This is a genomic window from Nostoc sp. DSM 114167, from assembly GCF_052692655.1.
The window spans coordinates 101707-127930 of sequence record NZ_CP195116.1; the positions used below are offsets into that span (position 1 = coordinate 101707).

Annotated in this window: 23 protein-coding genes; 8 read left to right on the forward strand and 15 right to left on the reverse strand. The window is 43.2% G+C overall.

The annotated features are described in order from the left end of the window. Window positions 1-157: 157 nt before the first annotated feature. Window positions 158-874: a hypothetical protein gene (locus tag NSTC731_RS00485; RefSeq protein ID WP_445629133.1), complete on the reverse strand. Its 717-nt coding sequence runs from the start codon at window positions 872-874 to the stop codon at window positions 158-160. A gap of 448 nt (window positions 875-1322) precedes the next feature. Between NSTC731_RS00485 and NSTC731_RS00490 the strand changes: the two genes are divergently transcribed. Further along, window positions 1323-2102, forward strand: a complete 780-nt coding sequence (locus NSTC731_RS00490) for a cysteine hydrolase family protein (protein WP_445629134.1) — start codon at window positions 1323-1325, stop codon at window positions 2100-2102. A 130-nt stretch (window positions 2103-2232) separates the two neighbouring features. Further along, on the forward strand, window positions 2233-2688 hold the full coding sequence (locus tag NSTC731_RS00495) for a cupin domain-containing protein (RefSeq protein WP_194042486.1): 456 nt from the start codon (window positions 2233-2235) through the stop codon (window positions 2686-2688). Between the two features lie 370 nt (window positions 2689-3058). Here the strand turns inward: NSTC731_RS00495 and NSTC731_RS00500 are convergent, their stop codons facing one another. From NSTC731_RS00500 to NSTC731_RS00525, 6 genes are all read right to left on the reverse strand, one after another. Further along, on the reverse strand, window positions 3059-6268 hold the full coding sequence (locus tag NSTC731_RS00500) for a HEAT repeat domain-containing protein (RefSeq protein ID WP_445629135.1): 3210 nt from the start codon (window positions 6266-6268) through the stop codon (window positions 3059-3061). A gap of 467 nt (window positions 6269-6735) precedes the next feature. Beyond that, window positions 6736-7212 (reverse strand): hypothetical protein, encoded by a 477-nt coding sequence (locus NSTC731_RS00505; RefSeq protein ID WP_335008547.1) that lies wholly within the window; start codon window positions 7210-7212, stop codon window positions 6736-6738. A gap of 398 nt (window positions 7213-7610) precedes the next feature. Continuing rightward, window positions 7611-8681 carry a 2-aminoethylphosphonate aminotransferase gene (locus tag NSTC731_RS00510; protein WP_445629136.1) on the reverse strand — a complete coding sequence of 357 codons (1071 nt, stop codon included), beginning with the start codon at window positions 8679-8681 and terminating at the stop codon, window positions 7611-7613. Window positions 8682-8689: 8 nt separating this feature from the next. Then, the gene (gene aepY, locus NSTC731_RS00515; protein WP_445629137.1) at window positions 8690-9874 is read right to left on the reverse strand and encodes a phosphonopyruvate decarboxylase; all 1185 of its coding nucleotides are present in this window, start codon (window positions 9872-9874) and stop codon (window positions 8690-8692) included. 233 nt (window positions 9875-10107) lie between these two features. Further along, entirely contained in the window at window positions 10108-11763 is a 1656-nt protein-coding gene (aepX, locus tag NSTC731_RS00520) for a phosphoenolpyruvate mutase (RefSeq protein ID WP_445629138.1), read from the reverse strand. Window positions 11764-11953: 190 nt separating this feature from the next. Continuing rightward, the gene (locus NSTC731_RS00525) at window positions 11954-12709 is read right to left on the reverse strand and encodes a phosphocholine cytidylyltransferase family protein (RefSeq protein WP_445629139.1); all 756 of its coding nucleotides are present in this window, start codon (window positions 12707-12709) and stop codon (window positions 11954-11956) included. A 108-nt stretch (window positions 12710-12817) separates the two neighbouring features. Between NSTC731_RS00525 and NSTC731_RS00530 the strand changes: the two genes are divergently transcribed. After that, complete coding sequence (locus NSTC731_RS00530; RefSeq protein WP_445629140.1) at window positions 12818-13162, forward strand: hypothetical protein; 345 nt, start codon at window positions 12818-12820, stop codon at window positions 13160-13162. 19 nt (window positions 13163-13181) lie between these two features. On the opposite strand, the gene NSTC731_RS00535 is transcribed toward NSTC731_RS00530, so the two are convergent. The 3 genes from NSTC731_RS00535 to tpiA form a co-directional block, all read right to left on the reverse strand. Then, on the reverse strand, window positions 13182-13895 hold the full coding sequence (locus NSTC731_RS00535) for a 2OG-Fe(II) oxygenase (protein WP_445629141.1): 714 nt from the start codon (window positions 13893-13895) through the stop codon (window positions 13182-13184). A gap of 43 nt (window positions 13896-13938) precedes the next feature. Further along, window positions 13939-14544, reverse strand: a complete 606-nt coding sequence (locus tag NSTC731_RS00540; RefSeq protein WP_445629142.1) for a CDP-alcohol phosphatidyltransferase family protein — start codon at window positions 14542-14544, stop codon at window positions 13939-13941. Window positions 14545-14794: 250 nt separating this feature from the next. Then, window positions 14795-15526, reverse strand: coding sequence for a triose-phosphate isomerase (tpiA, locus tag NSTC731_RS00545; protein ID WP_445632248.1), 732 nt, complete (start codon window positions 15524-15526; stop codon window positions 14795-14797). 292 nt (window positions 15527-15818) lie between these two features. Between tpiA and NSTC731_RS00550 the strand changes: the two genes are divergently transcribed. Then, the gene (locus tag NSTC731_RS00550; RefSeq protein WP_445629143.1) at window positions 15819-17300 is read left to right on the forward strand and encodes a GTP-binding protein; all 1482 of its coding nucleotides are present in this window, start codon (window positions 15819-15821) and stop codon (window positions 17298-17300) included. Window positions 17301-17489: 189 nt separating this feature from the next. On the opposite strand, the gene NSTC731_RS00555 is transcribed toward NSTC731_RS00550, so the two are convergent. Next, window positions 17490-17681: a hypothetical protein gene (locus NSTC731_RS00555; protein WP_094348875.1), complete on the reverse strand. Its 192-nt coding sequence runs from the start codon at window positions 17679-17681 to the stop codon at window positions 17490-17492. 99 nt (window positions 17682-17780) lie between these two features. After that, window positions 17781-18554: an imidazole glycerol phosphate synthase subunit HisF gene (gene hisF / locus NSTC731_RS00560; RefSeq protein WP_445629144.1), complete on the reverse strand. Its 774-nt coding sequence runs from the start codon at window positions 18552-18554 to the stop codon at window positions 17781-17783. Window positions 18555-18787: 233 nt separating this feature from the next. On the opposite strand from hisF, the gene ruvB reads away from it, so the two are divergent. The 4 genes from ruvB to NSTC731_RS00580 all read left to right on the forward strand — a co-directional run bounded on the left by ruvB (window position 18788) and on the right by NSTC731_RS00580 (window position 23324). Then, window positions 18788-19888 (forward strand): Holliday junction branch migration DNA helicase RuvB, encoded by a 1101-nt coding sequence (gene ruvB / locus NSTC731_RS00565; RefSeq protein ID WP_445629145.1) that lies wholly within the window; start codon window positions 18788-18790, stop codon window positions 19886-19888. Between the two features lie 204 nt (window positions 19889-20092). Continuing rightward, window positions 20093-20896: a tetratricopeptide repeat protein gene (locus NSTC731_RS00570; protein ID WP_445629146.1), complete on the forward strand. Its 804-nt coding sequence runs from the start codon at window positions 20093-20095 to the stop codon at window positions 20894-20896. A gap of 11 nt (window positions 20897-20907) precedes the next feature. Next, window positions 20908-22182 (forward strand): glycosyltransferase, encoded by a 1275-nt coding sequence (locus tag NSTC731_RS00575; protein ID WP_445629147.1) that lies wholly within the window; start codon window positions 20908-20910, stop codon window positions 22180-22182. A gap of 29 nt (window positions 22183-22211) precedes the next feature. Next, window positions 22212-23324 carry a glycosyltransferase family 4 protein gene (locus NSTC731_RS00580; RefSeq protein WP_445629148.1) on the forward strand — a complete coding sequence of 371 codons (1113 nt, stop codon included), beginning with the start codon at window positions 22212-22214 and terminating at the stop codon, window positions 23322-23324. Window positions 23325-23391: 67 nt separating this feature from the next. On the opposite strand, the gene NSTC731_RS00585 is transcribed toward NSTC731_RS00580, so the two are convergent. The 3 genes from NSTC731_RS00585 to NSTC731_RS00595 all read right to left on the reverse strand — a co-directional run bounded on the left by NSTC731_RS00585 (window position 23392) and on the right by NSTC731_RS00595 (window position 26188). Then, window positions 23392-24786 carry a cytochrome P450 gene (locus NSTC731_RS00585; protein WP_445629149.1) on the reverse strand — a complete coding sequence of 465 codons (1395 nt, stop codon included), beginning with the start codon at window positions 24784-24786 and terminating at the stop codon, window positions 23392-23394. Between the two features lie 86 nt (window positions 24787-24872). Next, entirely contained in the window at window positions 24873-25676 is an 804-nt protein-coding gene (locus NSTC731_RS00590; protein WP_445629150.1) for a TIGR01548 family HAD-type hydrolase, read from the reverse strand. 41 nt (window positions 25677-25717) lie between these two features. Next, window positions 25718-26188: a DUF29 domain-containing protein gene (locus NSTC731_RS00595; protein ID WP_445629151.1), complete on the reverse strand. Its 471-nt coding sequence runs from the start codon at window positions 26186-26188 to the stop codon at window positions 25718-25720. Window positions 26189-26224 lie beyond the last annotated feature (36 nt).

Genomic DNA, 26224 nt, shown 5'->3' on the forward strand with positions numbered 1-26224 from the left:
CCAACAACAACATAACGACCAAGATAACTGGTGATAGAAATATTAGACCTCTTGCAAAAATATATTTTTGCAAGAGAGGGAAGAGGGAAAAGGTTTTGAATTTCTTTACTCTTTTACCCTTTTCCCCTTCCCCTTTACCCCGACTTTTGCAAGAAGTCTATTTTGGAGTTTCCTGAGCATTTTTAATTTCTTGCTGGCTGTTAGACTGTAGCGCTTCACGGGTTAACAAAAACTGTTCGCCCAAATCTGTAACATGAAAATATTTAGTTAAATCGATTGAGTTTTTACCATAATTACTTGCTTTAACCACATCACTGATATAACCAGAGTTCGTTTTAATTAATTTAAAATCTCGTAACCGCCTTAACTCATCACCTACATTGTTTGATACATAAAAGTCATAACTCGTTTTTGCTTTAGAATGCTTATAAAGCTGATCGATTTTCTCATAATCCTTCTGGGCAAGCAAAAAACCAAACATAAAAGCTTGTGTTTGTTCTAAATTTTTCTGCTGTTTTCCTAGTTGTTCTAGCTGTTGTGCTTGAAGTTCATCAATTTGTTTTTTCTGTTCATTAACCTCTTGTTTTAATTCCTTGAACTTAGCTGTAAACCCACCATCTTTAGAAATGCCAAAATCCTCTAGTCGATTGAGCAAACCAGAGTTGAACAACAAAACAATGGCAATGAGTATAAGATCGGGAGCTTCTATCTTTCTTGGTTGTTTTCCTTGTTCGATAAATATTGGGCTAACTAGGCTGAATATCAGATAACATACTGCTGCTACTGAAACAATTTCAATCCACCAATTTTTACGATTTTTATCTTCTTTTTTGCTAGAATCGCTTCCTGGTGGTTGCTGGTTTATTTTATTCATAATTAGTCAACTTTGATTTAATTAGGTTTTACTCAGGACTATAAGATATTCGTCACAGAAGTCTATGCTGAGATGAGAATCCTCAAGTAGTGCCCTTCCAATGAGCGAACGACGATCCATCCCCAGTACTACAACTTCACGCTCTATACTGTTCCAGAAAAGAGTTACCAAATACACATTAACTGCAACATTATAATTATCAGCAAGATTTGCGTCGAGATGATATTGGGTTGATTCCCCAGATGCCATACCTGCGGTGAGAGATTCATCTTGAATTAAGGGGGTGATAAGGGGCTAACTCCCACCAATCTCCAATGAATTGGGAAGCCTACACTTACTTGTCAGGGAAGTGTAGGTAGTTCACCATATTTAACCTTGATTAAGTAATTGTATTTTGACTTGAATTTCAAGTTACAAAATAGAAAATGGTGTTGGGTACTGGAATTTTATGAATTTACCATTGCGGACATTGGGAGTTGCACCAAATGCGTGGACAGTGAATAATGCGATCGCAGATATCACTCGTCCTCAAAAGACCCCACAACCGATTATCTTATCAACAGAAACTAAAACCCTGCGCCTAGACTTGGCAAAAACTGCTATCCTCGTCATTGATATGCAAAACGACTTCTGTCACCCTGATGGCTGGTTAGCGCATATCGGTGTAGACGTAACTCCAGCGCGTCAGCCTATTGAACCTTTGAACAACTTACTTCCAGAACTGCGTGAGGTTGGCGTTCCAGTCATTTGGATAAATTGGGGTAATCGTCCCGACTTGCTCAATATTAGTGCTAGTTCGCGCCACGTCTATAATCCTACAGGGGAAGGTGTGGGATTGGGCGATCCACTACCAAGCAATGGTGCTAGAGTACTTATGGCAGGTAGTTGGGCTGCGGCAGTAGTAGACGAGCTAGAACAGATACCCGAAGATATTCGTGTGGATAAATACCGCATGAGTGGGTTTTGGGATACACCCTTAGATAGTATCTTGCGGAATTTGGGCAGAACAACATTATTTTTTGCTGGTGTTAATGCCGATCAATGTGTGCTGACTACCTTATGTGATGCCAACTTCTTAGGATATGACTGCATATTGGTTAAAGATTGCACCGCCACAACTTCTCCTGAATATTGTTGGCAGGCGACGTTGTACAATGTCAAACAATGCTTCGGTTTTGTCACTGACTCGCAAGAAATTTTAACAGCGCTGCAAAAGAGTGAGGAGTGAGGAGTTAGGAGTTAGGAGTTAGGAGTAATTAGCGGGTTTGTGATTTAGAGATACAACTAATGACTCAATATTCAGTACTCAGATTTTAGAAATTTTCATACCCATCGATAACTTCAGAGGGGATAAATAAATGTACGCTACTCGTTGTGTAATTCCGGTGATCAAATCTAGCAAAGATTACCAAGTATATCGCATCAGTCCCGACGCCTCTAATCGATTAGCAATTATTTTCGATTCGACAAATGCTAATACTTCTTTGACTTGCTGCATAGAAATTTTTGATGTTGGTGGGCAAACACCCCCAAATCGCCATCAGTGGGCGGTGGAAATGTTTTTTGTTCTCAAAGGAGAAGCGATCGCTATATGTGACGGCAAGAGTGCCACAATCAAAGCTGGAGATAGTTTATTAGTCCCTCCCACTGGTACTCATTTGATTAAAAATACTGGTTCTACTCGCTTGTACACGTTGACTGTGATGATTCCCAATGAAGACTTTTCGGAATTGATTCGCAGTGGAATTCCGGCGGAGTTAGATGAAGAAGATATGGCAGTAATAGGGAGGTTTGATGCTTTGATGCCCTGTTAAAGATATTTGAAACCTCTGTTCTATTTCTCTCTCCTACAAAGCTACGGTGTACGCACAAGTCAAATTACCCCCCTTAATCCCCCCTTATAAAGCAATACAGTTCAGTTAAGAAAAATTGTAGGTTGGGTTAAGCAAAGCGCAACCCAACAAAGTCCCGCAAATGTTGGGTTTCGTTCCTCAACCCAACCTACATAGTTTAAGGTTTCTGGGGTTAACTGAACCGTATTGCCTTATAAAGCAGGGGGTAAAACTGACGCGAAAAACCAAGTAATGCTATTTCAAACTTGTGTATACACCGTAGCCTTTGCCTTTCCTGCTCAAGAATAGCCTGCCTTAACAAATAGATTTCCACAAAGCCAACCGTATTGCACTATCTAGTTCTTAATAACTGCACGAAAGTATTACTCACCGTATTATCTTTAGTATCGGCGGCGTATTGAATCAATTCTTCTCGCAGTTTTTTAGCTGCATCTATCTCAAGTAAGGTTGCTAGCAAGAAATAAACGCCACGAAATCGGGGATCGCCCATTCTATCAACTAATAGTCCTTCGGCGGCATCAGTTTCGCCGAGAAAGTTTTGCACTAAGAAGAAATCCATGATTTTATCGTGGCGGAAATACCATTCTTTCTTGGCTTCGCCTTTTTCATCTTGCCACTGACGGCTGACTACCATTTTGTATTTCTCGTCTGACAAAGACATGGCGACTTGGTGAAATTCATCTGCGGGTAAGGCTTGTTTGTCTTGGAGTCGCATTTCGTAGACGGCGGCGGAGAATTTCTTTAAGGGAAATTCTTGATTCCATTCTTTGAGGTATTCTGCCGCCATTAAATTGTATTGCTGTTGTTGCAGGTGAAACAAGTTAGGGTGTTTGCCTTGTGATAACATCAGCGCTACCACTGTTAGATCCATTGGATTGGAAAGAATTCGGCGGATAGCATCTAACTCTTCTTTGGCTTGTTGTTGTTGGAAGACTTCTGTTAAATAATTGGTGCAGGCTTTGGCGTAATCAGCACCTTGAATTTTGGCATCTTGGGGTAGTCGCGGCTGACGGGAAATCAAAAACTCTTGAATTTGTTGTTGCTCAAGGGGCTGCAATTTATATATCTTGGCTGTTGAAGGTGGTGTCCACTCAAGGGGCTGGGTAGTCATAATAATGTTGCCCCGGAAATAGCTTTCGACAAACTGGCAGATTTTGGCGCGGGTTTCGGCGGTGACTTCGTTGAGTCCGTCGATGCAGATATCTATCGCACCACTGTAAATCAGGTTTTTCAGGAAGTCGGCATCTTGGGCTTGGCCGTGTAGCTTGTCTTGGATGGCTTCAATTACGCCTTTATGACATTTCTGGGCGGGGAGATAAACGACAATGCGCTCTTGATTTTTCAACAGATGGCGGAGAAACATCGACTTGCCTAAGCCGGAATCTCCTTCTAAGATAATTTGTCCTTGAATACTGGGTAATGCTGCGGTAATTGGCTGGATGTCTCCTGAAGTGGGAACTTTGACTTTAGATTCTGGGAAGTATGATTGGTCAGAAAAATTATCTAAGCCGGCATCGGCTAATAGGGAAGGTTTGAATGGTTCAAATAATTTGCGCCGGAAGGGGGGAAACCAGGTGAGGAGAAAGCCGACATAGCCGACGCCTAAGATTCGGCGTACCCAAGGGTTCCAGAAGAAGATGGCTTGGACTTGGGGAAATTTCGGGTAGGCAAAGATGAGGGCAAGCCAAAAGGCAGCATGAATCAGGATGGTGTTTTTGGCTTTGAAAAACCACTGCCAATATTCCAGATGATTAATTACTGACTGCACCGCATTCGCATCAGTGGGACTAGCTTTTTCAAGGTTGCTGTAATGGCTTTGCAGTAAATTAATATCTTGCCATTTCCAAGAAACATTTTTGTTGGCGGCGACTTCGGAAATTTGCTTGGCTAAGTCCTTGCGTAAGCGTTCTAGTCCTTGGCTGTTATTCCAAGTTTGCAGAAATACGTTGAGGATTTTGATGCCTTCATCGTGTGAGAGTTTGTCAGGAGTTGCTTGAGGAGAGCCGAGCCATTTCAATAGAGTTTTTACTTCCTCAGTGCCACCGCCCAGGAAATAAGTTAGAAAACGCCAATTTAAGTATTCTGAATTACCAGGCTCATAAACATTATTCAGAATTACAACAACCTCCTTTAACTCCAGTTTTCTGATATTCGCTAATGCCACTGCCGCACTGCCACGAACATCTGAAGCAACCTTTTCATCCTTGAGGAATTTGAGGATTTCCGGGATGTATTGAGCCGCCGCCTGCCCGAAGTTGCTCAATGCCACTGCCGCACTGCGACGAACTCCTGAGTCAACCTTTTCATCCTTGAGGATGTTGGTGATGTCAGGGATGTATTGAGCCGCCGCCTGCCCGAAGTTGCTCAATGCCACTGCCGCACTGCGACGAACATTTGAGTCAACCTTTTTATCCTTGAGGATTTTGAGGATTTCCGGGATGTATTGAGCCGCCGCTTGCCCGAAGTTGCTCAATGCCTCTGCCGCACTGCCACGAACATTTAAGTCAACCTTTTCATCCTTGAGGAATTTGAGGATTTCCGGGATGTATTGAGCCGCCGCTTGCCCGAAGTTGCTCAATGCCACTGCCGCACTGCCACGAACATTTAAGTCAACCTTTTCATCCTTGAGGATTTTGAGGATTTCCGGGATGTATTGTGCCGCCGCCTGCCCGAAGTTGCCCAATGCCACTGCCGCACTGCGACGAACATTTAAGTCAACCTTTTCATCCTTGAGGATGTTGGCGATTTCCGGGATGTATTGTGCCGCCGCCTGCTTGAAGTTGCTCAATGCCTCTGCCGCCCTGCCACGAACATATGAGTCAACCTTTTCATCCTTGAGGATGTTGGCGATTTCCGGGATGTATTGTGCCGCCGCCTGCTTGAAGTTGCTCAATGCCTCTGCCGCCCTGCCACGAACATATGAGTCAACCTTTTCATCTTTGAGGATGTTGGCGATTTCCGGGATGTATTGTGCCGCCGCCTGCTTGAAGTTGCTCAATGCCTCTGCCGCCCTGCCACGAACATATGAGTCAACCTTTTCATCCTTGAGGATGTTGGCGATTTCAGGGATGTATTGTGCCGCCGCCTGCTTGAAGTTGCTCAATGCCTCTGCCGCCCTGCCACGAACATATGAGTCAACCTTTTCATCCTTGAGGATGTTGGCGATTTCAGGGATGTATTGTGCCGCCGCCTGCTTGAAGTTGCTCAATGCCTCTGCCGCCCTGCCACGAACATATGAGTCAACCTTTTCATCCTTGAGGATTTTGACAACTGTCTGTGCTATGTCCTCCGGTTTCTTAACCACGGTTTTCAAGTCTTTTAGCTCATAAGCAGCTAATTTGTTCAAAGCATATCCCTTCACTTTGTCGTAGCTGTCGTCAAGGGCTGCTACTATACCGTTAATCTGCCAATCTTGGGGTTTGGGTTTGGGGGTTTCTTTGGCGCTAACCCAAGGTAGACAAAAAAGGAAAGAAAGGATAAAAGCTAAAGCATAAAGGATAAAGCGAGAAGGCTTGCTGTGGTGGCGGGGAGTTGTGACCATGTTTGGAGCAAGGTGGCAAATTACACGCGGTTATAAGTATAATAACAACCTTGCAATCTGTAATTCCTGATTGAGAATGCAACTTGGTATCAACAAGTAGTAGGCAATCTGCATTCACGAGTATAAAAGACTCGTCCACGAGTATAAAAGACTCATTCACGAGTATAAAAGACTCATTCACGAGTATAAAAGACTCATTCACGAGTATAAAAGACTCGCTCACGAGTATAAAAGACTCGCTCACGAGTATCAAACACTCATCCACGAGTATCAAACACTCGCTCACGAGTATCAAAGCCTCGTCCACGAGTATTAAAGACTCTCGCGCGAGTATCAAAGGCTCGCCGACGAGTATCAAAGACTTATTCATTTGCATATTGCACTACAAGATTAAAATTGCGTTTAAATGCCAGATCCCCGACTTTTCAAAAAAGTCGGGGATCTTATCTTGTGCGTTGAACTACAGCTTATGAATTAGAAGCAGTTTTAGCAGATTTGCTTTTAATAGCCTTAAAACGATCGCCTAACTGTTCGGCAAGACTTTTTAACCCTGGAGTTTTCTTTGCAGCAGTCTTGACATAATCATAAACTGTCAAACTGCTGCCCATTGCTTCGCTGCCGACTGCCATTAAAGTATCATCTACTTGTTCTGTCAGTTGTCGCAATCCAATCAAAAGCTCAGTAAGTGTGATTGCTAATTGATAATCCCGCACAAATTCATCGACATCAAAGCTGGCTGGGAGAATATCTCGGTTAGACTGGGCCGCAGTCAGGCTGGTATTGACGAAAGCTAGGCTTTTATCGCCCATCTTAAATAACTTGCGTCGTTCTTCCACACTCAGGGTTACGAGAAAAGGCATCTTCGCTTGGATAGTCGCAAACGCTGCTTTAATTTCTTGGATATCTGCTGGGGAAAGAGAGCCTGTAATATTTTGGTAAGCCATTGGTTATTTACTGTGGTAAATCTGTTTGTTATGATTCCCACTGGTAAATGCGATCGCACAGTCTTAAGGAATGAAGAGTAGGGAAAATAACCTCTCTGGTTGTACCACAAGTCGAATTACCCCCCTTAATCCCCCCTTGGAAAGCAGGGTGGTTTCATACGAAAAAAGAAAAATACATAAGTCTTGATTTCTCATATATAACCATAGATTTTGACCCCTCTCCAAACCTCTCCCCGAAGCGGAGAGAGGCTTTGAAACTCAGTTTTATTTTTTCTCTGCTTGTATGAAACCACCCTGCTTAATCCCCCCTTGTAAAGGGGGGAAACAAGAAAAATCCGGTTCCCTCCCCTTTGCAAGGGGAGGGTTAGGGAGGGGTAAAACTTACGCTTCAAGTCAGTTTACCGAATAATTTCTTTAACAACGCCAACAAAGCGTTCCATGTCAGCGTGGGTAATGGCTCCCATTGTTGATACTCTAAAAATAGATTGAGCTAAATTTCCCTGTCCAGAATAAATAATATAATTTTGTGCTTTCAGTTGGTCGTGAAATTCTTCATAGCTGAAACCGTCTGGCAAATAGTAGGCATTCAAGACAACGGATGAACTGCCAAGAGGAAGTAGGGGTTTAATTCCGATTGAGGCTAACCCGTCTCTAACTAAGCTGGCAAGTTGGTTGTAATATTTGTGTCTAGCACGCCAACCTCCTGCTTCTGCCATTTCTTGCAAAGCTTCTGTTAGAGCATAAAATGTCTGTATTGATTGCGTAAAAGGTGTGCCGCCTCGTTCTTGCTGCTGGTAATAGGTTGCTAAATCTAAATATAAAGTGCGGGGGATAGTGTCTACTGAAGGCAGTGCATCCCGTTGCAGGATGACAAAGGACGTTCCAGGGACACCATGCAGACATTTATTCGCTGTCGCAGCGCAAGCAGTGATTCCCCAATCTGCAAAATTTATTTCTTCAGCACCAAAGCTGCTGACTGCATCTACTAATAATTTGATACCGCGTTCTTGGCAAATTGGGGCAAGTTCCGCCAAATTATTTAAGCGGCCGGTAGTAGTTTCGTGATGGACGACAGCAAGGTGGGTGATGTCGGCGTTTTCATCTAGGAGTTTGATTAAAGCTTTGATATCGATTTCGCCATCCCAAGGATGAGAAAGTGTGATGTAATTAATGCCGTGGATTTTGGCGATTTTGGATAGTCGTTCGCCATATACACCGTTTTCAATTACTAGTAATTTTCCATTTGTGGGTACTAAACTACTAATCATCGCTTCCATCGCTGCGGTTCCAGAACCAGTCAGGAGAACTGCTGCCCAGCCGCTTCCAAGCCCATAAACTTGAAGTAGCTGTTCGCGGATTCTGGTTTGAAGTTGCGAAAATTCCACCTCACGATGACACAAATCAGGACGCAACAGGGCATTTCTGACGCGATCGCTCAAATTAACGGGGCCGGGATTTAGTAAAATCATTACCAAAGTTAGGAGTTAGGAGTTAGGAGTTGCCAGTTAGAACCAATATGGTTCATAAAGCGTTGTAAAACTGCTTCCGGGGTAAGGTTGGGTCTGGGTAGCTTTTCTAAAGTTCCGGGACGGATTTTTAAATGAGCGAATTTAGGTCTGGTGTTAGCATCTGCGGTAAATAAGGCATCTAAAAGGGCGGGGTCATCTCCAGCTAATGTCACGCCGTAACCGCACGCTTCGGCAATTTTGGCAAAGGAGATGCCCGCAGAAACAGTGGCTTGTGCGCCTGTGGAATCGTGGACTTCATTATCTAACAGAATATGGGTCAAGTTAGCACCGCCATAAGTGCCGATGGTAGCAAAATTACCCATTCGCATTAATGCTGCCCCATCGCCATCAATTACTACTACCTTGAGGTCTTTCCGCGCTAAGGATAATCCCAATCCCATTGAGGAAGCACAGCCCATCGATCCAACCATATAAAGATGATTGGCGCTGTCTTTACTAGCGAAGAGTTCCCGTCCCGTGTATCCGGTGGTGGCAATTATTACAGTGTTTTCTGGAGCGGTAAGTTCCACAATCCGAGCTAATGCTTCGTTGCGAGAAATGCGTTGTTCTTTGTTATCCCGAAAAAAGCTTTGCTGAATATGAGCGCTACTAGTATTTTCTCGTTCGGGGATAGAAGAACGAGTGAGGGCATGGGGGGCAATCGCTCCTTTACGCATAATTAAAGCATAAGGACAGCGTTCTTGTTGCATATAGGCTGTGGCTCTTTGCAGAACAGGTTCTATTTCTGCTGCATCTGTGGGAAAATATTCCCAAGGTATAGTCATTGTTTGCAACAATTTATCTGTGATTTGCCCCATTAATTGATGTTGCGGTTCATCTTGCAACACGCGATCGCCTCTTAAAGTACAAATCAGCAGCAGTGGAATCCGAAAGATGTAAGTGAGGGAGGTTAGGGGGTTAACTGCATTCCCCAAACCAGAGTTTTGCATCATTACTACAGCTGGTTTACCAGCAATTGCGGCTCCGGCTGCGATCGCTACAGCATCTCCCTCATTGGCTGCGGAGATATATTTAAGTTGAACGTCATTGATGACGTAATTAATAAAAGGCGTGAGAAAAGAACAGGGTACGCCAGTGTACCACCCAAAGCCAAGATTACGCGCAGCTTCTACAAATTCTTCTGCTTGGATCATATTAAGAGATGGGGGGTGGAAAGTAGGGAGCAGGGGAGACAAGGGGGACAAGGGGGACAAGGGGACAAGGTGATTAAAGTTAGAACTTGCAACAAGTCTTTTTTTGTGAAGTTCTGATACCTACGGCAAGCTGCACTAATGCCGGAAGCAGGCGCTCAGACTTCTCTCCTTGTCCCCAATTCTCCTTGTCCCCTTGTCCCCTTGTCCTCTTAGCCATGCCCAATGCCCCACTCCTATTGTTTTAATTGAAAAGCAAGGTCGAGATCGTCTAAAGAATTAACATCTAACCAGTTACCGCGAATATAAAGTACCTTGATCGGTTTGCCTTGCTCGATTAAATAATTGCATAATTCTGGCAAACCCAGACTGTTAAATTCCGGTCGCTTTTGCAACTCATTGAGTGCTTCACTAACCCATTGTCTACCTTGACTCCGCAAGCGCAGCATCCCAATCCAGCGTCCGCTAGACTTTCCTAATTGCGTTTGCGTGGTTTTAGAAACGTTCAACAAGTTGACATCCTGTCCAAATAGAGAAAGATCGTCTGGAATTGAACAATAGGCGTAATCAGGTGAACCGCTAACAGACTTGTTGTTGGCTACAGAATCAACCACAGCCACAATTTCTCCGGGACATTCTAATAAATCTCGTAGGATGTAGCTTCTAAATAGTAAATCGCCGTAAAGCACCAGCATTTCTTCGCCAAAGCTGGCTTGAGCTACGGCTAAGGATGCTAATTCTCCCGTTGTTTCATAATCTGGGTTGCGGATGACTTTAGTCCCTGGAACATTGATGGTTTCTGCTTTGTAACCGGCGACAACGGTAATATCATTGATGGCAAGTTTCTTGAATTTATCTACCAATAACCTGAGTAGAGGTTTACCTCCAAGGGGTAACATTACTTTTGGTTTATCTTGCGTCAATCCGGCTAATTCTTGGCCTCTGCTAGCAGCCAAAACGATCGCTTGGGTATTTTGTCGTCCGTTGTTAAAGTAGCGTTTTTCAGCTTCTTGGAGTTCATCCGCCCCTTGTAACCGAAAGATTTCTTTGACGGGAGCAATATCATCTTCAATGTTGATTAAAGTTTCGCTGGCTTTCACTTCACGGGCGATCGCTTGCATACTAGCAACAGCAGCTCGAATCAGATGGTTTGCCCAGATGACCAAATTAACTTCAGCTTTCCGAAAAACATCAGTAGGCGTGCTGTAATATTTAGTCGGTATAATCACTAACGGAGAACGACCTGCCCATTCTTTAGCAAAGGCTAGCACTTGATCGGGGCGCGATGATTTACTGTGAATTAAGATGGCGTTTGCTCCGGCGGCGTGGTAAGCTTCAGCTCGGCGCAAAGCCTCCGAAAGATCCCAGCCGGCGATCAAAGCTTCGAGTCGGGCGACGATGCAAAAATCTGCATCTGTTTGACTATCCTTACCCGCCTTAATTTTGCCGCAGAATTCATCAATATCAGCTAAAGCTTGGCGACTCCCGTTGATGAAGCTATTAGTTTTGGGAAAAAGCTTATCTTCAATACAGACTCCAGCAATACCTCGCTGTTCTAACTTTTTCACCAAGCGGCGCATATTATTAAAGTTGCCATAACCAGTATCCCCGTCTAATAAAATCGGGATGCTGGTGACATCAGACATGAACTCTAGCATTTCTACAACTTGAGTCCAACTGGCTTCATTATTATCTCGAACGCCATACTGAGCCGAAAGGGCTAATCCACTCGCCCAAATTCCTTTAAATCCAGCCTCTTCCACAATCCGGGCGCTAATCCCATTATGAGCTTCCATAATGAAGTCGAGTTGAGGCGATTCTAGTAATAACCTTAATTGGGCACATTTATTTAATTTTGCAGAGGTATGATTGGGTGCAAATATTTGATGCATTTATTCTGCTTTTTTCAACCTATATAATATTGCGATTCTCAATTGCATGGAATACAGACCTAACCCCCAGCCCCTTCCCTACAAGGGAAGGGGGGTAAGATTCAAAGCCTTTCTCCTTTTAGGAGAGAGGTTTGGAGAGAGGTCAAACTGTAATGCATCCAAACCAAAACCGCTATAAATGAAGATATTTTCAGACATGTTCTGCGACTTCTATCTGAGGTAAAATATCGTTTTGGGCACGTTGAATATCCTGGGGAAAATCGATTTCGAGCCAAGGTAATCCACTGATGTCTTCGTAGCCAAATGTTTCTGGAGTTTCTAAGAGCAGATCCCGAATTACTTCTTCATAAGGTTCATTATCCCGTCCATCTGCAACATATTGTTCTGTGCGAATCGCAAGACGGCGAACAACAGCACTTTCAAAACGAAAGAATCCCACTGACTCACCCGCAAAATCGTAAGCTAAACCAGGAGTTATTTGTTTACGAAACTCCACTAGATAATTATCTCTGACGCAAAGCTTCACGGGTTCATCTCCCGGTTCAAAATCCCGATCTAGTAAAAAGCTATTGGGAATATTTGTCTTTACCAGTCGTTCAATGATGCGGCGATCGCACAACACATCTGCATCCATTAATAATATGTCATCGCTAGCAAGTAAATGCTGACGTACAGTCCAAAGGCTGATTACGCTGCCTTTGGTGTAGTCAGGATTATAAATTGTACTGACCCAACTTTCGGCTCCTAATGCTTTGATTTCATCCTGAATTCTTTCTGCTTGATAACCCACAGCAATCACTACTTCATCAATTTGGTAATGACGGAGATTGTTAAAATGGCGCTCTAGTAGAGATTTGCCGTTAAACTTCAGTAAGCATTTGGGTTGGATTTGCCCGTCTTTACCTAAGCGTCGTCCAACGCCAGCAGCTAAGATAATTGCTTTCATCGTCAAATCACCAACAGTAGCTTAGACACCAGGAAATCTGGAAGTTTTCCCAGTATTTTATAATGACTGTATTTTGCTCAATTCAACGTTTATTAACTAATTCTTAACATGGAAGAAACAGTAACTCTGTATCGCCCTACTGGGCCAAAAGAGCTAGAACTGGTTAAACAAAGCGACTACACCAAATGGCCGCCGAGATTACCTGAACAGCCAATTTTTTACCCCGTTACAAACGAGCAGTATGCCCAGGAAATTGCGACCAAATGGAATATTAGGGACAGTGGTGTAGGTTATGTTACACAATTTGAGGTTAAGAAAGTTTTTATGGATAAGTATGAAGTTCATCAAGTTGGGGCTTCATATCATACAGAATGGTGGATTCCAGCCGAAGAACTGGAAGAGTTAAACAGCAACATTGTGGGTAAAATCGAGGTAATTGGAGAATATAGGTAGAGGCCGGGTGCTAGTTATTTTAAGTGCGAAATACTTGACGAAAGCCAAAATAAGCGATCGCATCTTTCATATTTGAGACAAAACGTTTTAGCATACCCATGCGGGTGTCGGTGACATACTCCAAAGTTAAGACAATGCGCCGTTCATTTTCACCCAAAGGAGTAACTCTGTGGTAAAGTTTGTCACCATTGAATAATACTAGAGTACCAGGGGTTATGGAGAGCGATCGCGTTTGAGTTTCCCGTTCTGGAATATCTTTGTAGAGTTGATATTCCAATTTACTAGATGAATTATCAACCAAACCAAGCAACACTGTATAGCGTTTCCCGTGATAGTAAGAAGTATCGTAATGATACTGGATATGATCTCCAGGCTCAGTGTAATAGTACAGCGCGTAAGTATGGGGATCGGAATCAGGACAGGGAAGGAGTTTTTCTGCCGTAATTTTATTCAGGAACTCGAAAAAGGCACTGAGTTGATAAAATTCTCCAAAAATCGGAGCAAGGCTATCTAAGCTATAGCGGCTGATACTACCCCCCTTTTTATGATTAGGAATATAGTTGCGGTTGATAGCAGGTTGCAAAGATGGCAACAGCGCCAAAAACTCCTCGATGATGCAGCTAGGGACAAAGTTTTCAACCACCAAAAATTCATTTTGAGCTTGAAACTCAGCTTGAAGTTTCTGGTAATCAACGGCTGCTATAGCTTTATCAATTTCAGTTTGAAGCTCCATTGATGTCCATTAATAATTATTTATTCTCTCACTGCTTCCTTATCTAGTTTGATTCCGGCTGCGGGAGTGTCCAAAATTGCCAAATTACCCATATAGCAAAGGTTGGCGCGCCAATTGTCGCTGCCATTAATAACGGCTCTAGTCCATTCAGTAAGGGAACTATGGGAAACAAATATAGCACGTCTTCAATGTCAAAGCCGGCGAAATTTGGTTGACGGCTGGCGTCTTTACCTAAACGTTGTTCCATTTGGTTTCGCAAATGAAAGATGCAAGCAACAGACACGCCAGATACTATCCCCATCACCAACGCCCACCAACCAAATTTTCCCTCCCTAAGACCATATCCCATACACACAAACAATAGAATATGGATGATAGCGTCACTAGCAAGGTCATATTGATGTCCCCATTTGCTACTTTTCCCACTCAAACGAGCTAATTCACCGTCTGTATGATCGAGAAAGTTAGATAAAGCAAATAGCCATCCCCCAATATTAACCCAAATGGTATCACCAACTGCGAGGGCGACTGTCGCCGCCAACCCTGTCAAAAGTCGCACTGTAGTAAGATGATTGGGATTTACCCAACTGTCTTTTAGAGGTTTAATTAGCCAGTAAGCAAGTTGAGCATCCCAAGGCTTTGCGATCATAGATAAACTTAAATTTGATCTAGTCTTGAAATATATATATAGCGGTTCTCATTTGGATGCAACATCCATTCGGGTAAGTAGGTGGGTGAGAAATAAAGATTTCCAACTTTTGAATACTTAATATCTGGAACATTTGTCATTAAAAACAGTCGTACAAAATTCAATTCTGAATTCTGACTCCTGAGTTCTGAATTCTTCTTATCTACATTAGGCATTCCCATGCTCTGCATGGGAACGAGAAAAAAGCACATCACACTGATTTAAAATTCACAATCCGAGCGAAACTCTCAGGTTCTAGACTTGCTCCTCCCACGAGGACACCATCAATTTCTGGTTGAGCCATAATCTCATCAATATTATTCGGCTTGACTGAGCCGCCATATTGAATTGATACATTCGGATTAGTCAACTGGCTACGAATTAAGCCAATTATTCGATTAGCTTCTTCGACTTCACAAGTGTCGCCAGTGCCAATCGCCCAAATCGGTTCGTAAGCAATCACCAAATTATCTTGATCAATATCTACCAAGCCTTTGTCGAGTTGGAGAGCAATCAGTGATTCAGTTTCTCCCGCATCTCGTTGTTGTTTACTTTCGCCAACACAGAGAATTGGAGTCAAACCAAACCTTTGAGCAGTTCGGAGGCGCAGATTAACGGTGGCGTCCGTTTCTCCAAAATATTGCCGTCGTTCGCTATGACCGACAATCACAAAGCGCACACCACTTTCTGCCAGCATTGGGCCAGAAATCTCACCCGTATAGGCTCCATATTCTTCCCAATGGATATTTTGTGCCCCCAGTTGGATGAGGCTACCGTGCAAAGTCTTGGACAAAACGTTTAAATCAGTGAAAGGAGGACACAATATCACTTCTCGCCCTTGGGGGGTTTCCTCTAAATGGGGCAGAAATCCTTGTAAAAACTCTTGGGTTTCTGCCTGGGTTTTGAACATTTTCCAGTTGCCGGCAATAACGATTTTCCGCACAGGTAATTTAGTCAAGATCCTAACGCGTTATATTAGATGCATTTTTCAGTTTATGACGTTTTGTTAGTCATTGGTCATTAGTCATTGGTCATTGGGCATTGGGCATTGGGCACTTGTACTGAGCGTAGTCGAAGTATTGGGCATATTTATTCCCCTAGCCCCTTGTCTCCTTTGTCTGCATCGTCTCGCCAAACCCCTCATAAAAATAACTAGGATAGTAAATGAACTGTATCTAAAATTTAAAATTTAAAATTTAAAATTTAAAATCTAAAATCTAAAATCTAAAATTAATATGACTTCGACATTGCCCGTGCCTGAACCTCATCAAAGCGATTCCGCTAACACTGACGCAAATTCTCTCAGCTGGGAGGAAGAATTGGATAGTGCTATTTTCAGTTTTGAAGACATTCAGACGGAACTGAACTATAAACAAGCACAAACAGCATTGCGAAACTTGGTAGCCAATCTCGATCTTACTCCCCAGGAAAAAACCGGATTGGAAGCAGAAATTGCTGATTTGGAAATTATGCTAGGGAAGTTAGACCGCATGGTGGTGCAGATTGCGGCTTTTGGCATGGTGGGACGTGGTAAGTCTTCGCTACTAAATGCTTTGGTTGGGCAAACGGTATTTGAAACTGGGCCGCTGCACGGTGTCACCCGTACTGCACAAACAGTTAATTGGAGTATTAGCGAGGAGATGATTGGGGAAACTGAACGTGCTTTGCGTGTGACTCTTCCTGGTGTAGGTCAATCCCAGGTGGAATTAATTGATACTCCTGGGTTAGATGAAGTAGATGGTGCAACTCGTGCCGCCTTAGCTGAACAGATTGCAAAACAAGCAGATTTGATTCTGTTTGTGATCTCTGGCGATATGACAAAACTGGAATACATAGCCCTTTCTCAGTTGCGGGAAGCAGGTAAACCGATTGTTCTAGTGTTTAACAAAGTAGACCAGTATCCAGAAGCAGACCGGATGGCAATTTATCACAAAATCCGGGATGAAAGGGTGCGGGAATTACTCACACCTTTGGAAATAGTTATGGCTGCGGCATCGCCATTGGTGAAGACGGCGATTCGCCGCCCTGATGGTACGAGGGGCATACAGTTGCGTACAGGGAATGCCCAAGTCGAGGAACTGAAGCTGAAAATATTGGAAATTCTGCATCGTGAAGGTAAAGCCTTGGTTGCCCTTAATACCATGCTTTATGCCGACATTGTAAATGAGCAATTGGTTGAGCGAAAACTGATGATTCGGGAACAGAATGCCAATCAGTTGATTTGGAAAGCTGTGATGACTAAGGCATTAGCGATCGCACTCAATCCTGTAACTGTGGTAGATATTCTCAGTAGTGTGGTAATTGATATTGCTCTGATTTTGGGTTTATCTAAACTCTACGGCTTCTCCATGACCGAAGCTGGGGCTGTACAGTTGCTACAAAAAATCGCCCTGAGTATGGGCGGTATCGGTGCTAGTGAATTGTTAGCAAATTTAGGCTTGAGTGGATTAAAAACTTTACTTGGAATTTCTGCAACAGCTACGGGTGGTATTGCGCTAGGTCCTTATGTATCGGTGGCGATTACCCAAGGAGGAGTCGCTGGTGTTTCTTCTTACGGTATTGGACAAGTTACTAAAGTTTATTTAGCCAATGGCGCAACTTGGGGGCCTGATGGGCCGAAAGCAGTGATTAATCGGATTTTGACCAATTTGGATGAGACTTCAATTCTTAACCGGATTAAAGATGAATTACTCCAGAAAGTAAAACTCAAAAAGTGATGTATAAATTAGGTTTGGTCAGCCATATTTATCCTTGCACTTACCTATTTTAGAAGGCAAAAATTATACTTTCGGGTACTTTTAAAACATCTTCTTAAAATCAGCCCTATATTGTTGCTTAGTTATTATTACTTTGTCAAGCTTTCTGGAAACTAAATTTTAAATATCCCCTCTCGCACTCAGTACTCTCTAGGATACTTGCAACAAATAGGTCATACAATGACCCATCAAAAAGTAAACTACTAACATGGCAGCAGCAGCAAGAGCAACCAAGGTACCAGCTAACATTAGAGAAAATTCTTTACTCTCGTAGGCTTTTTCCATTAAGTGCAGCGACCACGCTACCAGGGCGACATCAAAAAGTAAAATAGGAAGCAACATATTTCTTAATATTTGTTAATACTTGTAAAATAATATTAACACCCTTTTTAGGAAGTGTGTCTAACCTTAGATAGATGTCATTAAATGAATAATGGTGGATCAACAGAATGTTCTGACTGGCACGTTGCGATCGCGCAAGTAACTTTTAATTTCTGCTACGCTTAATTGTCCGTAATGTAACAGTGACGCGAGTAATGCGGCTTCAGCCTTGCCTTGAGTGAGGGCAGTGTAGATATGTTCGCAATTACCTGCACCACCAGAAGCAATAACTGGAATTTCTACAGCATTGGCAATCGCCCGTGTAATCTCAATGTCATACCCGGCTTGCGTTCCATCAGCATCCATACTTGTAACTAGTAGTTCTCCGGCCCCCCGTTTTTCAACTTCCTGTGCCCACAATAGGGCATCTAAGCCTGTATTTTCTCTGCCACCCCGCACATACACATCCCAACCTGGATTCTCCGGGTTATTTCTGCGTCTGGCATCAATAGCAACAACTATGCACTGATTACCAAAGCGATCGCTTGCCCGATTAATCAAGTCTGGTTCCCGCACTGCCGCAGAATTAATACTAACCTTATCTGCGCCCGCCCGTAACAAAGCTTTAACATTTTCTAAGGATTGAATGCCACCACCTACAGTCAATGGAATAAAGACCTGTTCAGCAGTGCGGTAGACCACATCTAAAATTGTAGCTCGGTCTTCATGAGTAGCTGTAATATCCAGAAATACTAATTCATCAGCACCGGCTTCGTTGTAAACCTTGGCCAGCTCTACCGGATCGCCTGCATCTTGGAGATTAACAAAGTTAACTCCTTTTACAACCCGTCCCGCCTTCACATCTAAGCACGGTAAGATTCTTTTAGATAACATAATAACTTTTGTACTTCTGGGTAATTGGCCGGAATTTAAATTTTAAATTGGCGCGGGTATTCTCAAACGAAAATTTTCATGGGAACTGGGATTAGGGGAGAGGTAACAGGTGACAGGTTATAGGAAATAATCTGTTCCCTGTAACCTGTACCCTGTACCCCATTCCCTGTAACCTGTACCCTGTACCCCATTCCCTGTAACCTGTACCCTGTACCCCATTCCCTGTAAGAATTATGGCGATAATCTCCTCGAAAAAACAGCCTCCAGAACCCAACGGCGAACCAAAGCAGCGTCGAGAGTCGGCGAAAGCACCATCCACAGAAAATATTTTGCAGCCTGAAGCTGCTTTTGATGAGCAAGAACAGCAAGAAGAAGGTATTCGGCCACACCGCTTTGCTGATTACATTGGGCAAAAAGATTTAAAGGATGTGCTAGATATTGCCATTAAAGCAGCTAAGTCTCGTAGTGAGGTACTGGATCACTTGCTTCTGTATGGGCCGCCGGGATTGGGCAAAACCACAATGGCAATGATTTTAGCATCGGAAATGGGGGTAAATTACAAAATTACCAGTGCGCCAGCTTTAGAACGTCCACGAGATATTGTTGGGCTACTAGTGAACCTCAAGCCAGGGGATATCTTATTTGTGGATGAAATTCATCGCCTCTCGCGGATGACGGAGGAAATTCTCTACCCAGCAATGGAAGATTATCGCTTAGATATTACCATTGGTAAGGGTTCTAGCGCTCGGATCAGAAGCTTGCCGCTGTCAAAATTTACCTTAGTAGGGGCTACAACCCGTGTGGGTGCTTTAACTTCACCACTACGCGATCGCTTTGGTTTAATTCAAAAACTGCGATTTTACGAAGTTGACGAACTGACTCAAATTGTACTGCGAACCGCTCAATTACTCAAAACCCCTATTACAGAAGATGGTGCTACAGAAATTGCCCGTCGTTCACGCGGAACACCACGGATTGCTAATAGGTTACTGAAGCGGGTACGTGATTATGCGGAAGTAAAAGAATCTGGTGAGATTAATGAAAACATTGCATCTGAGGCATTACAACTATTCCAAGTAGATCCTTGCGGTTTAGATTGGACAGACCGCCAAATGCTGAGTGTAATAATTGAACAATTTAATGGCGGGCCAGTGGGGTTAGAAACAATGGCAGCAGCCACGGGTGAAGATACTCAAACAATTGAAGAGGTATACGAACCTTACCTGATGCAAATTGGGTATTTAACTCGGACTCATCGCGGCAGAATGGCGACAAAGGCAGCATATAAGCATTTAGGATTCACGCCGCCTAATGAACAGTTGTCATTATTGTAATTATGGGAAATTGGGCAAAACAGTGCTGAGTTAGGAGTTAGGAGTTAGGAGTTAAGAGTTATTCTCCCCTCTGCCCCACTCAGCACTCTTGAGGGGCATTGGGCATTGGGCATTGATCTCGTAAATGAGTGTTTGAACTCCATTCCTCTGCTCCATACTTAATGACAAATGACAAATGACAAATGACAAATTCGGTAAACCTAGATGATTAAGTTGATTAGTATTTTTCTCAGTTTGTTACTTGTATTTGGCTGGGCTACTCCAGTCATGGCACAATCTCAACCGCCCATTACTCAAGAACAGTTAAAACAAGGTGATGAGTGGGCAAATCAAGCGTTTATAGCGACGAATCAAGGTGACTTTGCGACGGCTGAAACTTACTGGACAAAGATTATTGAGCAATTTCCGACAAATGCGGGGGCGTGGAGTAATCGGGGAAATTCGCGGGTGAGTCAGAATAAGTTACAAGAGGCGCTGGCAGATTATAACAAAGCCATAGAATTAGCACCAAATGTCACCGATCCTTACTTGAATCGGGGCGCGGCGTTGGAAGGGATGGGAAAATGGGATTTGGCGATCGCAGATTACAATCATGTCTTAGAACTCGATCCTAACGATGCAATGGCGTATAACAATCGCGGTAATGCCACAGCAGGTTTGGGAAAATGGGATTTGGCGATCGCAGATTACAAAAAATCTAATGAGATAGCCCCAAATTTTGCCTTCGCCCGTGCTAACTACGCTCTGGCTCTGTATGAAATCGGTCAAAAAGAGCAAGCAATCCGTGAAATGCGAAATATCGCCCGGAAATACTCCAAATTTGCTGATGTGCGTGCCGCCCTCACAGCTGCATATTGGGTAAATGGAGAACAAGGTGAAGCCGAAAGCAACTGGGTAGCAGCTTATGGACTTGATAGCCGCTATAAAGATATCGACTGGGTAAAAAATATCCGCCGTTGGCCCCCTAGCCTAGTTACAGCTTTGGATAAGTTCTTGAAAATCAAGTAGAGGCATTAATCGTGACTCATTTTGGTATCATCTGTCCTGGTGCAGCAACTGGTCCCCTCAATACAATGCTTCCCTTGGGGCAGGAACTTCAACGGCGTGGGCATCGCGTCACCTTCTTTGGCTCACTCGATACTCAATCTAAGGTACTGGCAGCAGGAATAGAATTCCAAGCAATTGGTGAAAAAGATTTTATTCCTGGCTCAACAGCAGAAAACTTTGCCAAATTAGGTCAACTGCGTGGATTGCCTGCATTTCGATACACTATCGATCTGCTGAAGCGGGTTTCATCTGTGACACTCCAAGAGGCTCCAGCAGCAATTAAAGCAGCAGGCGTAGAAGCTTTGCTAGTAAACCAAAGTTCAGTAGAGGGAGGGACAATTGCCGAGTTTCTCAAAATTCCTTTCATTACTGTGTGCAGCGCTGTGGTGCTGAATCGAGAACCTAGCGTTCCTCCTTTTTTCACAACTTGGAAGTATAGTCCAGCTCTGTGGGCACGCTTACGCAACGAAATAGGTTACACGTTACTTAATAGCGTCGTCAAACCACTTGAAGATTTGATTAATGAATATCGTCGAGAGTGGAAATTACCCCTGTACTCTAGTCTTAAAGATAGTTACTCTCCACTGGCTCAAATAAGTAATGCACCTGCTGAGTTTGAATTTCCCAGAGAAGAATTAGCTCCTTGGTTCCATTTCACCGGAAGCTATCATACTTCAGCCAGTCGAGCACCTGTTTCTTTCCCTTATGAAAAATTGACGGGGAAACCGTTAATTTATGCTTCGATGGGAACATTGCAAAATCGTCTGATTTGGGTTTTTCAGACTATTGCTTCAGCTTGTGAAGATTTGGATGCTCAGTTAGTGATTTCTCTGGGAGGTTCTGCTAAACCAGAATCATTACCAAACTTGGCAGGAAATCCTTTAGTAGTTGAGTATGCACCTCAATTAGAAGTGCTGGAAAAAGCTACCCTCATGATTACTCATGCGGGAATGAATACAACAATGGAATGTCTAAAAAAAGGAGTGCCAATGGTGGCGATTCCAGTTGCTAATGACCAGCCAGGAGTAGCAGCACGTATCGCTTGGACAGGGGCAGGTGAGCTTATTACCCTCAAAAAATTGAATGTTCCCAGATTGAAAAATGCTATTAAGCGGGTGTTGACAGAAGAATCTTATAAACAGAACGCCCTCAGATTACAAGCAGCTACTCTCCGTGCTGGGGGGGTAAGTCGAGCGGCTGAGATTATTGAGCAGGCTGTTTCTACAGGTAAGCCTGTTTTGGCTTAAACAAATTAATTGTGAACAAATGAAATAATATGAATTGGGACAATAACTCAATCGTAATCTATTCCAATTTTCCCTTTCATGTTGAAGATTGGGCACACCCTTCTGTGAAAAATGGTATTGGAGGCAGTCAAGAAGCAGTCATTTACTTAAGTCAAGAACTAGTTAAATTGGGTTATCAAGTCACAGTGTTTAATAGATGCGGTGACATGGAGGGGGAATATAATGGTGTAGTTTATCGGTCTGTTGATAAATTTAATCCTCAAGATAACTTTAATTTTTTAATCTTTCATCGCGCTTGGACGCAACCGATGATGATGAAACTAAAGTCAAAAAAAACTGCTGTTTGGATGCACGATAACCCTAAATTATTTCCTCCAGTAGAAGATTCTCAGCAATCTGAATTTTTAGCAAGTTTTGACAAGCTATTTATGCTGTCAAATTTCCATAAATCTATGCTACCAAAATGGATTCCTGAAGAAAAAATCTTTCTAACAACTAATGGTATTAATCTAGAAGATTTTAATTTAACAGGAATTTCTAGAAATCCCAAAAGATTGATTTCCATTAGTGACTATACAAGAGGCATTGAAAATTTACTGACTCAATGGGACAAGATTATCCAAGAAGTACCTGATGTTGAATTGCATATTTTCTATGGGTGGCAAGTAATTGATGCGCTGATTAATTCATCTAACATTACTAAATTTCCACAATTACCAGATAAAAAGAAGCAAATTTTGCAACTCTTTGCTCAAAAAAATGTCTATGAACATGGCAGAATTGGGCACAAGCAGTTAGTTGAAGAATTATTTAAATCTGGAATCTGGGTTTATCCTTGTCATAGTGCTGTTGAGACTTTCTGTATTAGTGCTTGGAAAGCTCAAGCAGCTGGTTGTGTTCCTGTAGTAACAACTTGCGCCAGTTTAAATGAGACTGTTAAATCTGGTGTCAGAATTAAGGGGCCTGCTGGAGATGAACAAACAAATAATGCTTTTATTGAAGCTGTAATTGACTTGTTGAAAAATCCTAGCAAACAAGAAAGTTTGAGAAAGGAAGCATTATCTCTTAAAGATTCCTTTGGTTGGGATAAAGTTGCCAAACAGTGGCATGAAGAATTTTTCTCAGTTGTAAATAAAATTTAGGATTGTTGGTGGGTGTAGCCCGTTGTAGACATTGTTCCCACCCTATCCCATCCCATTCTCCCACTCTTCACGCTGAACTAGAGCTAGTCTGAAGGATGGGCTGATTTTGAGGACGCTTCCCCTTCACCACCATCTTCACACCACCTGCTGGGCTAAACAACAAACCTTTACGCACTGCTTTCACAGGTTGGCTATCAGCTAGTTCCATTTGCCAGCTAGACAGCACAGTTGCCAACACCAGTTTCATTTCAAACAAGGCAAACGCCATACCAATACAGCGACGGTTCCCGCCACCAAAGGGTAAATACTCATAAGGAGAAAATTGCCGTTCTAAAAAACGCTCTGGCTTAAATTGCTTCGACTCAGGATATAAATCTTCTCGATGATGGGTCAAATAAATAGAGGGATTGAGCAAAGTACCAGGCTCAAAGTTGTATTCCCCAATTTGTAGCGGTGATTTGACCACTCGATTTAGTGCCGATACCGCTACTGGGTAAAGACGTAGGGTTTCAGAACAGACAGCATTCAAATAAGGCAATCGGAAAATAGCATTTGGATGTGGTTGTTCGCCCAACTTATCTAATTCTTGCAGCAGTTTTTCCCGCACCTGCGGCTGATAATGAATCCAGTACAGCGCCCATGATAAGGAAGTTGCTGTAGTTTCGTGACCCGCCACTAATAGAGTCATCAGTTCATCACGTAATTCCAAGTCTGTCATCGGCTCTCCCGCTTCATCACGAGCAGCCATCATTAAAGACAGAATATCAGTCCGAGATGAATCGGGTTGTGCTTTGCGTTCTCGAATCTGGGCGTAGATGAGTTCATCAATTTGCTGCCGTAAACGCAAGTATTTCCCCCAAGGACTCCACGCTCCTAAATCCCGTCGCATTGCTGGGAAAAGAAGCAGAATTGTTCTTAAGATAGGGAATTTAGGATTTAGGATTGCAATCAGCAGTTCATTGAGTTTCTCGTAACGTGGCCCATCTTCTAGACCAAATACAGCCTTTAAAATCACTTGGAAAGAGATTGCTTGCATTGATGGCAGAACTGCAAAGATTTCTCCAACCTGCCACTGATTAATCACTTGCTCAGTGATGTCGCGGATTAATTCACCATAAGCTAGCATTCGTTCCCCATGTAAGGGTGGTGTCAATAGCTTTCGTTGTCGCTGATGAGGCTTTCCTTCCAGCGCCAGTAGTGATTGGCGTCCTAATAAAGGCGATCTAATCCCTGCTGGCTCACCAGAGTCCAAGTGTTTTGGATCTGTAGTAAAAATCTGCTGAATTGCCTGGGGATTGCTAATGAAAACTTGAGGAGCAACATTTTGTCCGAGCTGAAGGGTAAAGATGTCACCATAGCGTTTAGCACAGTCTTCTATGTATTCTAAGGGATTAGTAAGCCACTGATACGTCTGTACCCAAGGGTGAGTTTGGGGACCGTTAGGCAGTTTAAGTGCAGACATTTTTATTTATCTCCCAATGATTAAAGCAAGATTGTTATCAGCCAGTCATTCATGCACCCCTAGCTTGATTAATCTTAGACCACAGATCAAGCAAATGAACTTACCAATTCTTGAATCTGCCTTGGAGTCAATTCCTGCACATTACGCAAAACTACTGCTGCTCCTGCTGCTATTAGTGTCTCAGTGTAAGCATCACTACGCGCTGTTGTTTCCTGGACGTGGGGCGGTAAAACCCCTACACCAAGCCAAGTGCGAGCAGAATCTAAATTTCGCGCTTTCTCGACGGTATACATATCTGCTACCGTATCTCCCACATAGACTACAGCTAATTTTTGGTCAATTCCATTTTCTAACTCATGAACTGTGGCGAAAAGTCCAGTGGGGTCTGGTTTCCCTGGTGCATCTTCCATCGCAATCAACACCGGAGATTGCAAACCCAGGCGTTTTTCTAATACATAGTTGGCGGAAGCACGAGTCGCACCGCTAAAAAATCCCCAAGCAATCCCGGCTTGGGTAAGTTGTTCTAAATAGCTGGGTTGTAATAATAAAGGTTCATTACAGATATAACCAGTAAAATTATTTGGATTTGAGCCTCGGTAACGCGATTGAAAAAAAGCAACGATCGCACTGTAATCTAGTTGCAGTTGCTCGCGCGTTTGTCCTTGGGTTTCAAAGTAGCGGTAAATTAATTCCTGCGATGCTTCCCAATCGTTATTCCACACGCCTTCAGACTTCAGTTGGTCAATATCTAGTGGGGTTGGACGATATGCTTGGGTAGTAAAATATTCTACGGTATCTGCGATCGCCCGGCGATAGGAACCGCTAACATCGCGTACAACGCCATCAATATCGAAAACAACGATCGCTTTTGCAGAAGTTGGTTGAGTCATGGGGTAAGGAAGCAAAAGAGTTTTACATCATCATAATCCGCTCATGACTCAGGTAAAAAATCGGGGTCAAGGGCTTGCTCTGGCGTAAAGAAAGATTTTTCTGGGAAAATAGCAATGTCTAATCCAGTTTCAATGACAGCCAGCCGTCTAGCAGTTTGATAGCTTTCGTCAAAAACTTGCTCAAAGTAAGGCTTCAAACTCGGACTTTCCTTGAGTGCCTTTTGGACTCGCCTGCGCTGTTCTAAAATTGTGTACTGCCAACTTTTTGAGCGCCTTTCAGTTTGAAGCTGGTATTTCAGCAGATGCATCAGCAACACTTCCAGATTGCTCTCCAATGCCCCCTTTTCACTTCTGCCCATCGTTTCAATTTCTTCAATTAAATTCTCTAAATCTAGTTCTGTGAGCCGACCTTGTTTGAGCAGTTCTGCTGTGGTTTGAATCCACAGGTAAAAGTCTTGCCCGTACAAATCTGAACCAGATGTTATTTGAGATTGAGGCAGGTGAGCAGTCACGTCGCTTCGCTCCGAATTCAAAGGTCAAAATTAACA

Excerpts from the sequence above, each read along its gene's own strand:
- NSTC731_RS00485 (WP_445629133.1), bottom strand. The coding sequence starts at position 874 with ATGAATAAAATAAACCAGCAACCACCAGGAAGCGATTCTAGCAAAAAA.
- NSTC731_RS00490 (WP_445629134.1), top strand. The coding sequence starts at position 1,323 with ATGAATTTACCATTGCGGACATTGGGAGTTGCACCAAATGCGTGGACA.
- NSTC731_RS00495 (WP_194042486.1), top strand. The coding sequence starts at position 2,233 with ATGTACGCTACTCGTTGTGTAATTCCGGTGATCAAATCTAGCAAAGAT.
- NSTC731_RS00500 (WP_445629135.1), bottom strand. The coding sequence starts at position 6,268 with ATGGTCACAACTCCCCGCCACCACAGCAAGCCTTCTCGCTTTATCCTT.
- NSTC731_RS00505 (WP_335008547.1), bottom strand. The coding sequence starts at position 7,212 with ATGGCTTACCAAAATATTACAGGCTCTCTTTCCCCAGCAGATATCCAA.
- NSTC731_RS00510 (WP_445629136.1), bottom strand. The coding sequence starts at position 8,681 with ATGATTTTACTAAATCCCGGCCCCGTTAATTTGAGCGATCGCGTCAGA.
- aepY (WP_445629137.1), bottom strand. The coding sequence starts at position 9,874 with ATGATCCAAGCAGAAGAATTTGTAGAAGCTGCGCGTAATCTTGGCTTT.
- aepX (WP_445629138.1), bottom strand. The coding sequence starts at position 11,763 with ATGCATCAAATATTTGCACCCAATCATACCTCTGCAAAATTAAATAAA.
- NSTC731_RS00525 (WP_445629139.1), bottom strand. The coding sequence starts at position 12,709 with ATGAAAGCAATTATCTTAGCTGCTGGCGTTGGACGACGCTTAGGTAAA.
- NSTC731_RS00530 (WP_445629140.1), top strand. The coding sequence starts at position 12,818 with ATGGAAGAAACAGTAACTCTGTATCGCCCTACTGGGCCAAAAGAGCTA.
- NSTC731_RS00535 (WP_445629141.1), bottom strand. The coding sequence starts at position 13,895 with ATGGAGCTTCAAACTGAAATTGATAAAGCTATAGCAGCCGTTGATTAC.
- NSTC731_RS00540 (WP_445629142.1), bottom strand. The coding sequence starts at position 14,544 with ATGATCGCAAAGCCTTGGGATGCTCAACTTGCTTACTGGCTAATTAAA.
- NSTC731_RS00550 (WP_445629143.1), top strand. The coding sequence starts at position 15,819 with ATGACTTCGACATTGCCCGTGCCTGAACCTCATCAAAGCGATTCCGCT.
- NSTC731_RS00555 (WP_094348875.1), bottom strand. The coding sequence starts at position 17,681 with ATGTTGCTTCCTATTTTACTTTTTGATGTCGCCCTGGTAGCGTGGTCG.
- hisF (WP_445629144.1), bottom strand. The coding sequence starts at position 18,554 with ATGTTATCTAAAAGAATCTTACCGTGCTTAGATGTGAAGGCGGGACGG.
- ruvB (WP_445629145.1), top strand. The coding sequence starts at position 18,788 with ATGGCGATAATCTCCTCGAAAAAACAGCCTCCAGAACCCAACGGCGAA.
- NSTC731_RS00570 (WP_445629146.1), top strand. The coding sequence starts at position 20,093 with ATGATTAAGTTGATTAGTATTTTTCTCAGTTTGTTACTTGTATTTGGC.
- NSTC731_RS00580 (WP_445629148.1), top strand. The coding sequence starts at position 22,212 with ATGAATTGGGACAATAACTCAATCGTAATCTATTCCAATTTTCCCTTT.
- NSTC731_RS00585 (WP_445629149.1), bottom strand. The coding sequence starts at position 24,786 with ATGTCTGCACTTAAACTGCCTAACGGTCCCCAAACTCACCCTTGGGTA.
- NSTC731_RS00590 (WP_445629150.1), bottom strand. The coding sequence starts at position 25,676 with ATGACTCAACCAACTTCTGCAAAAGCGATCGTTGTTTTCGATATTGAT.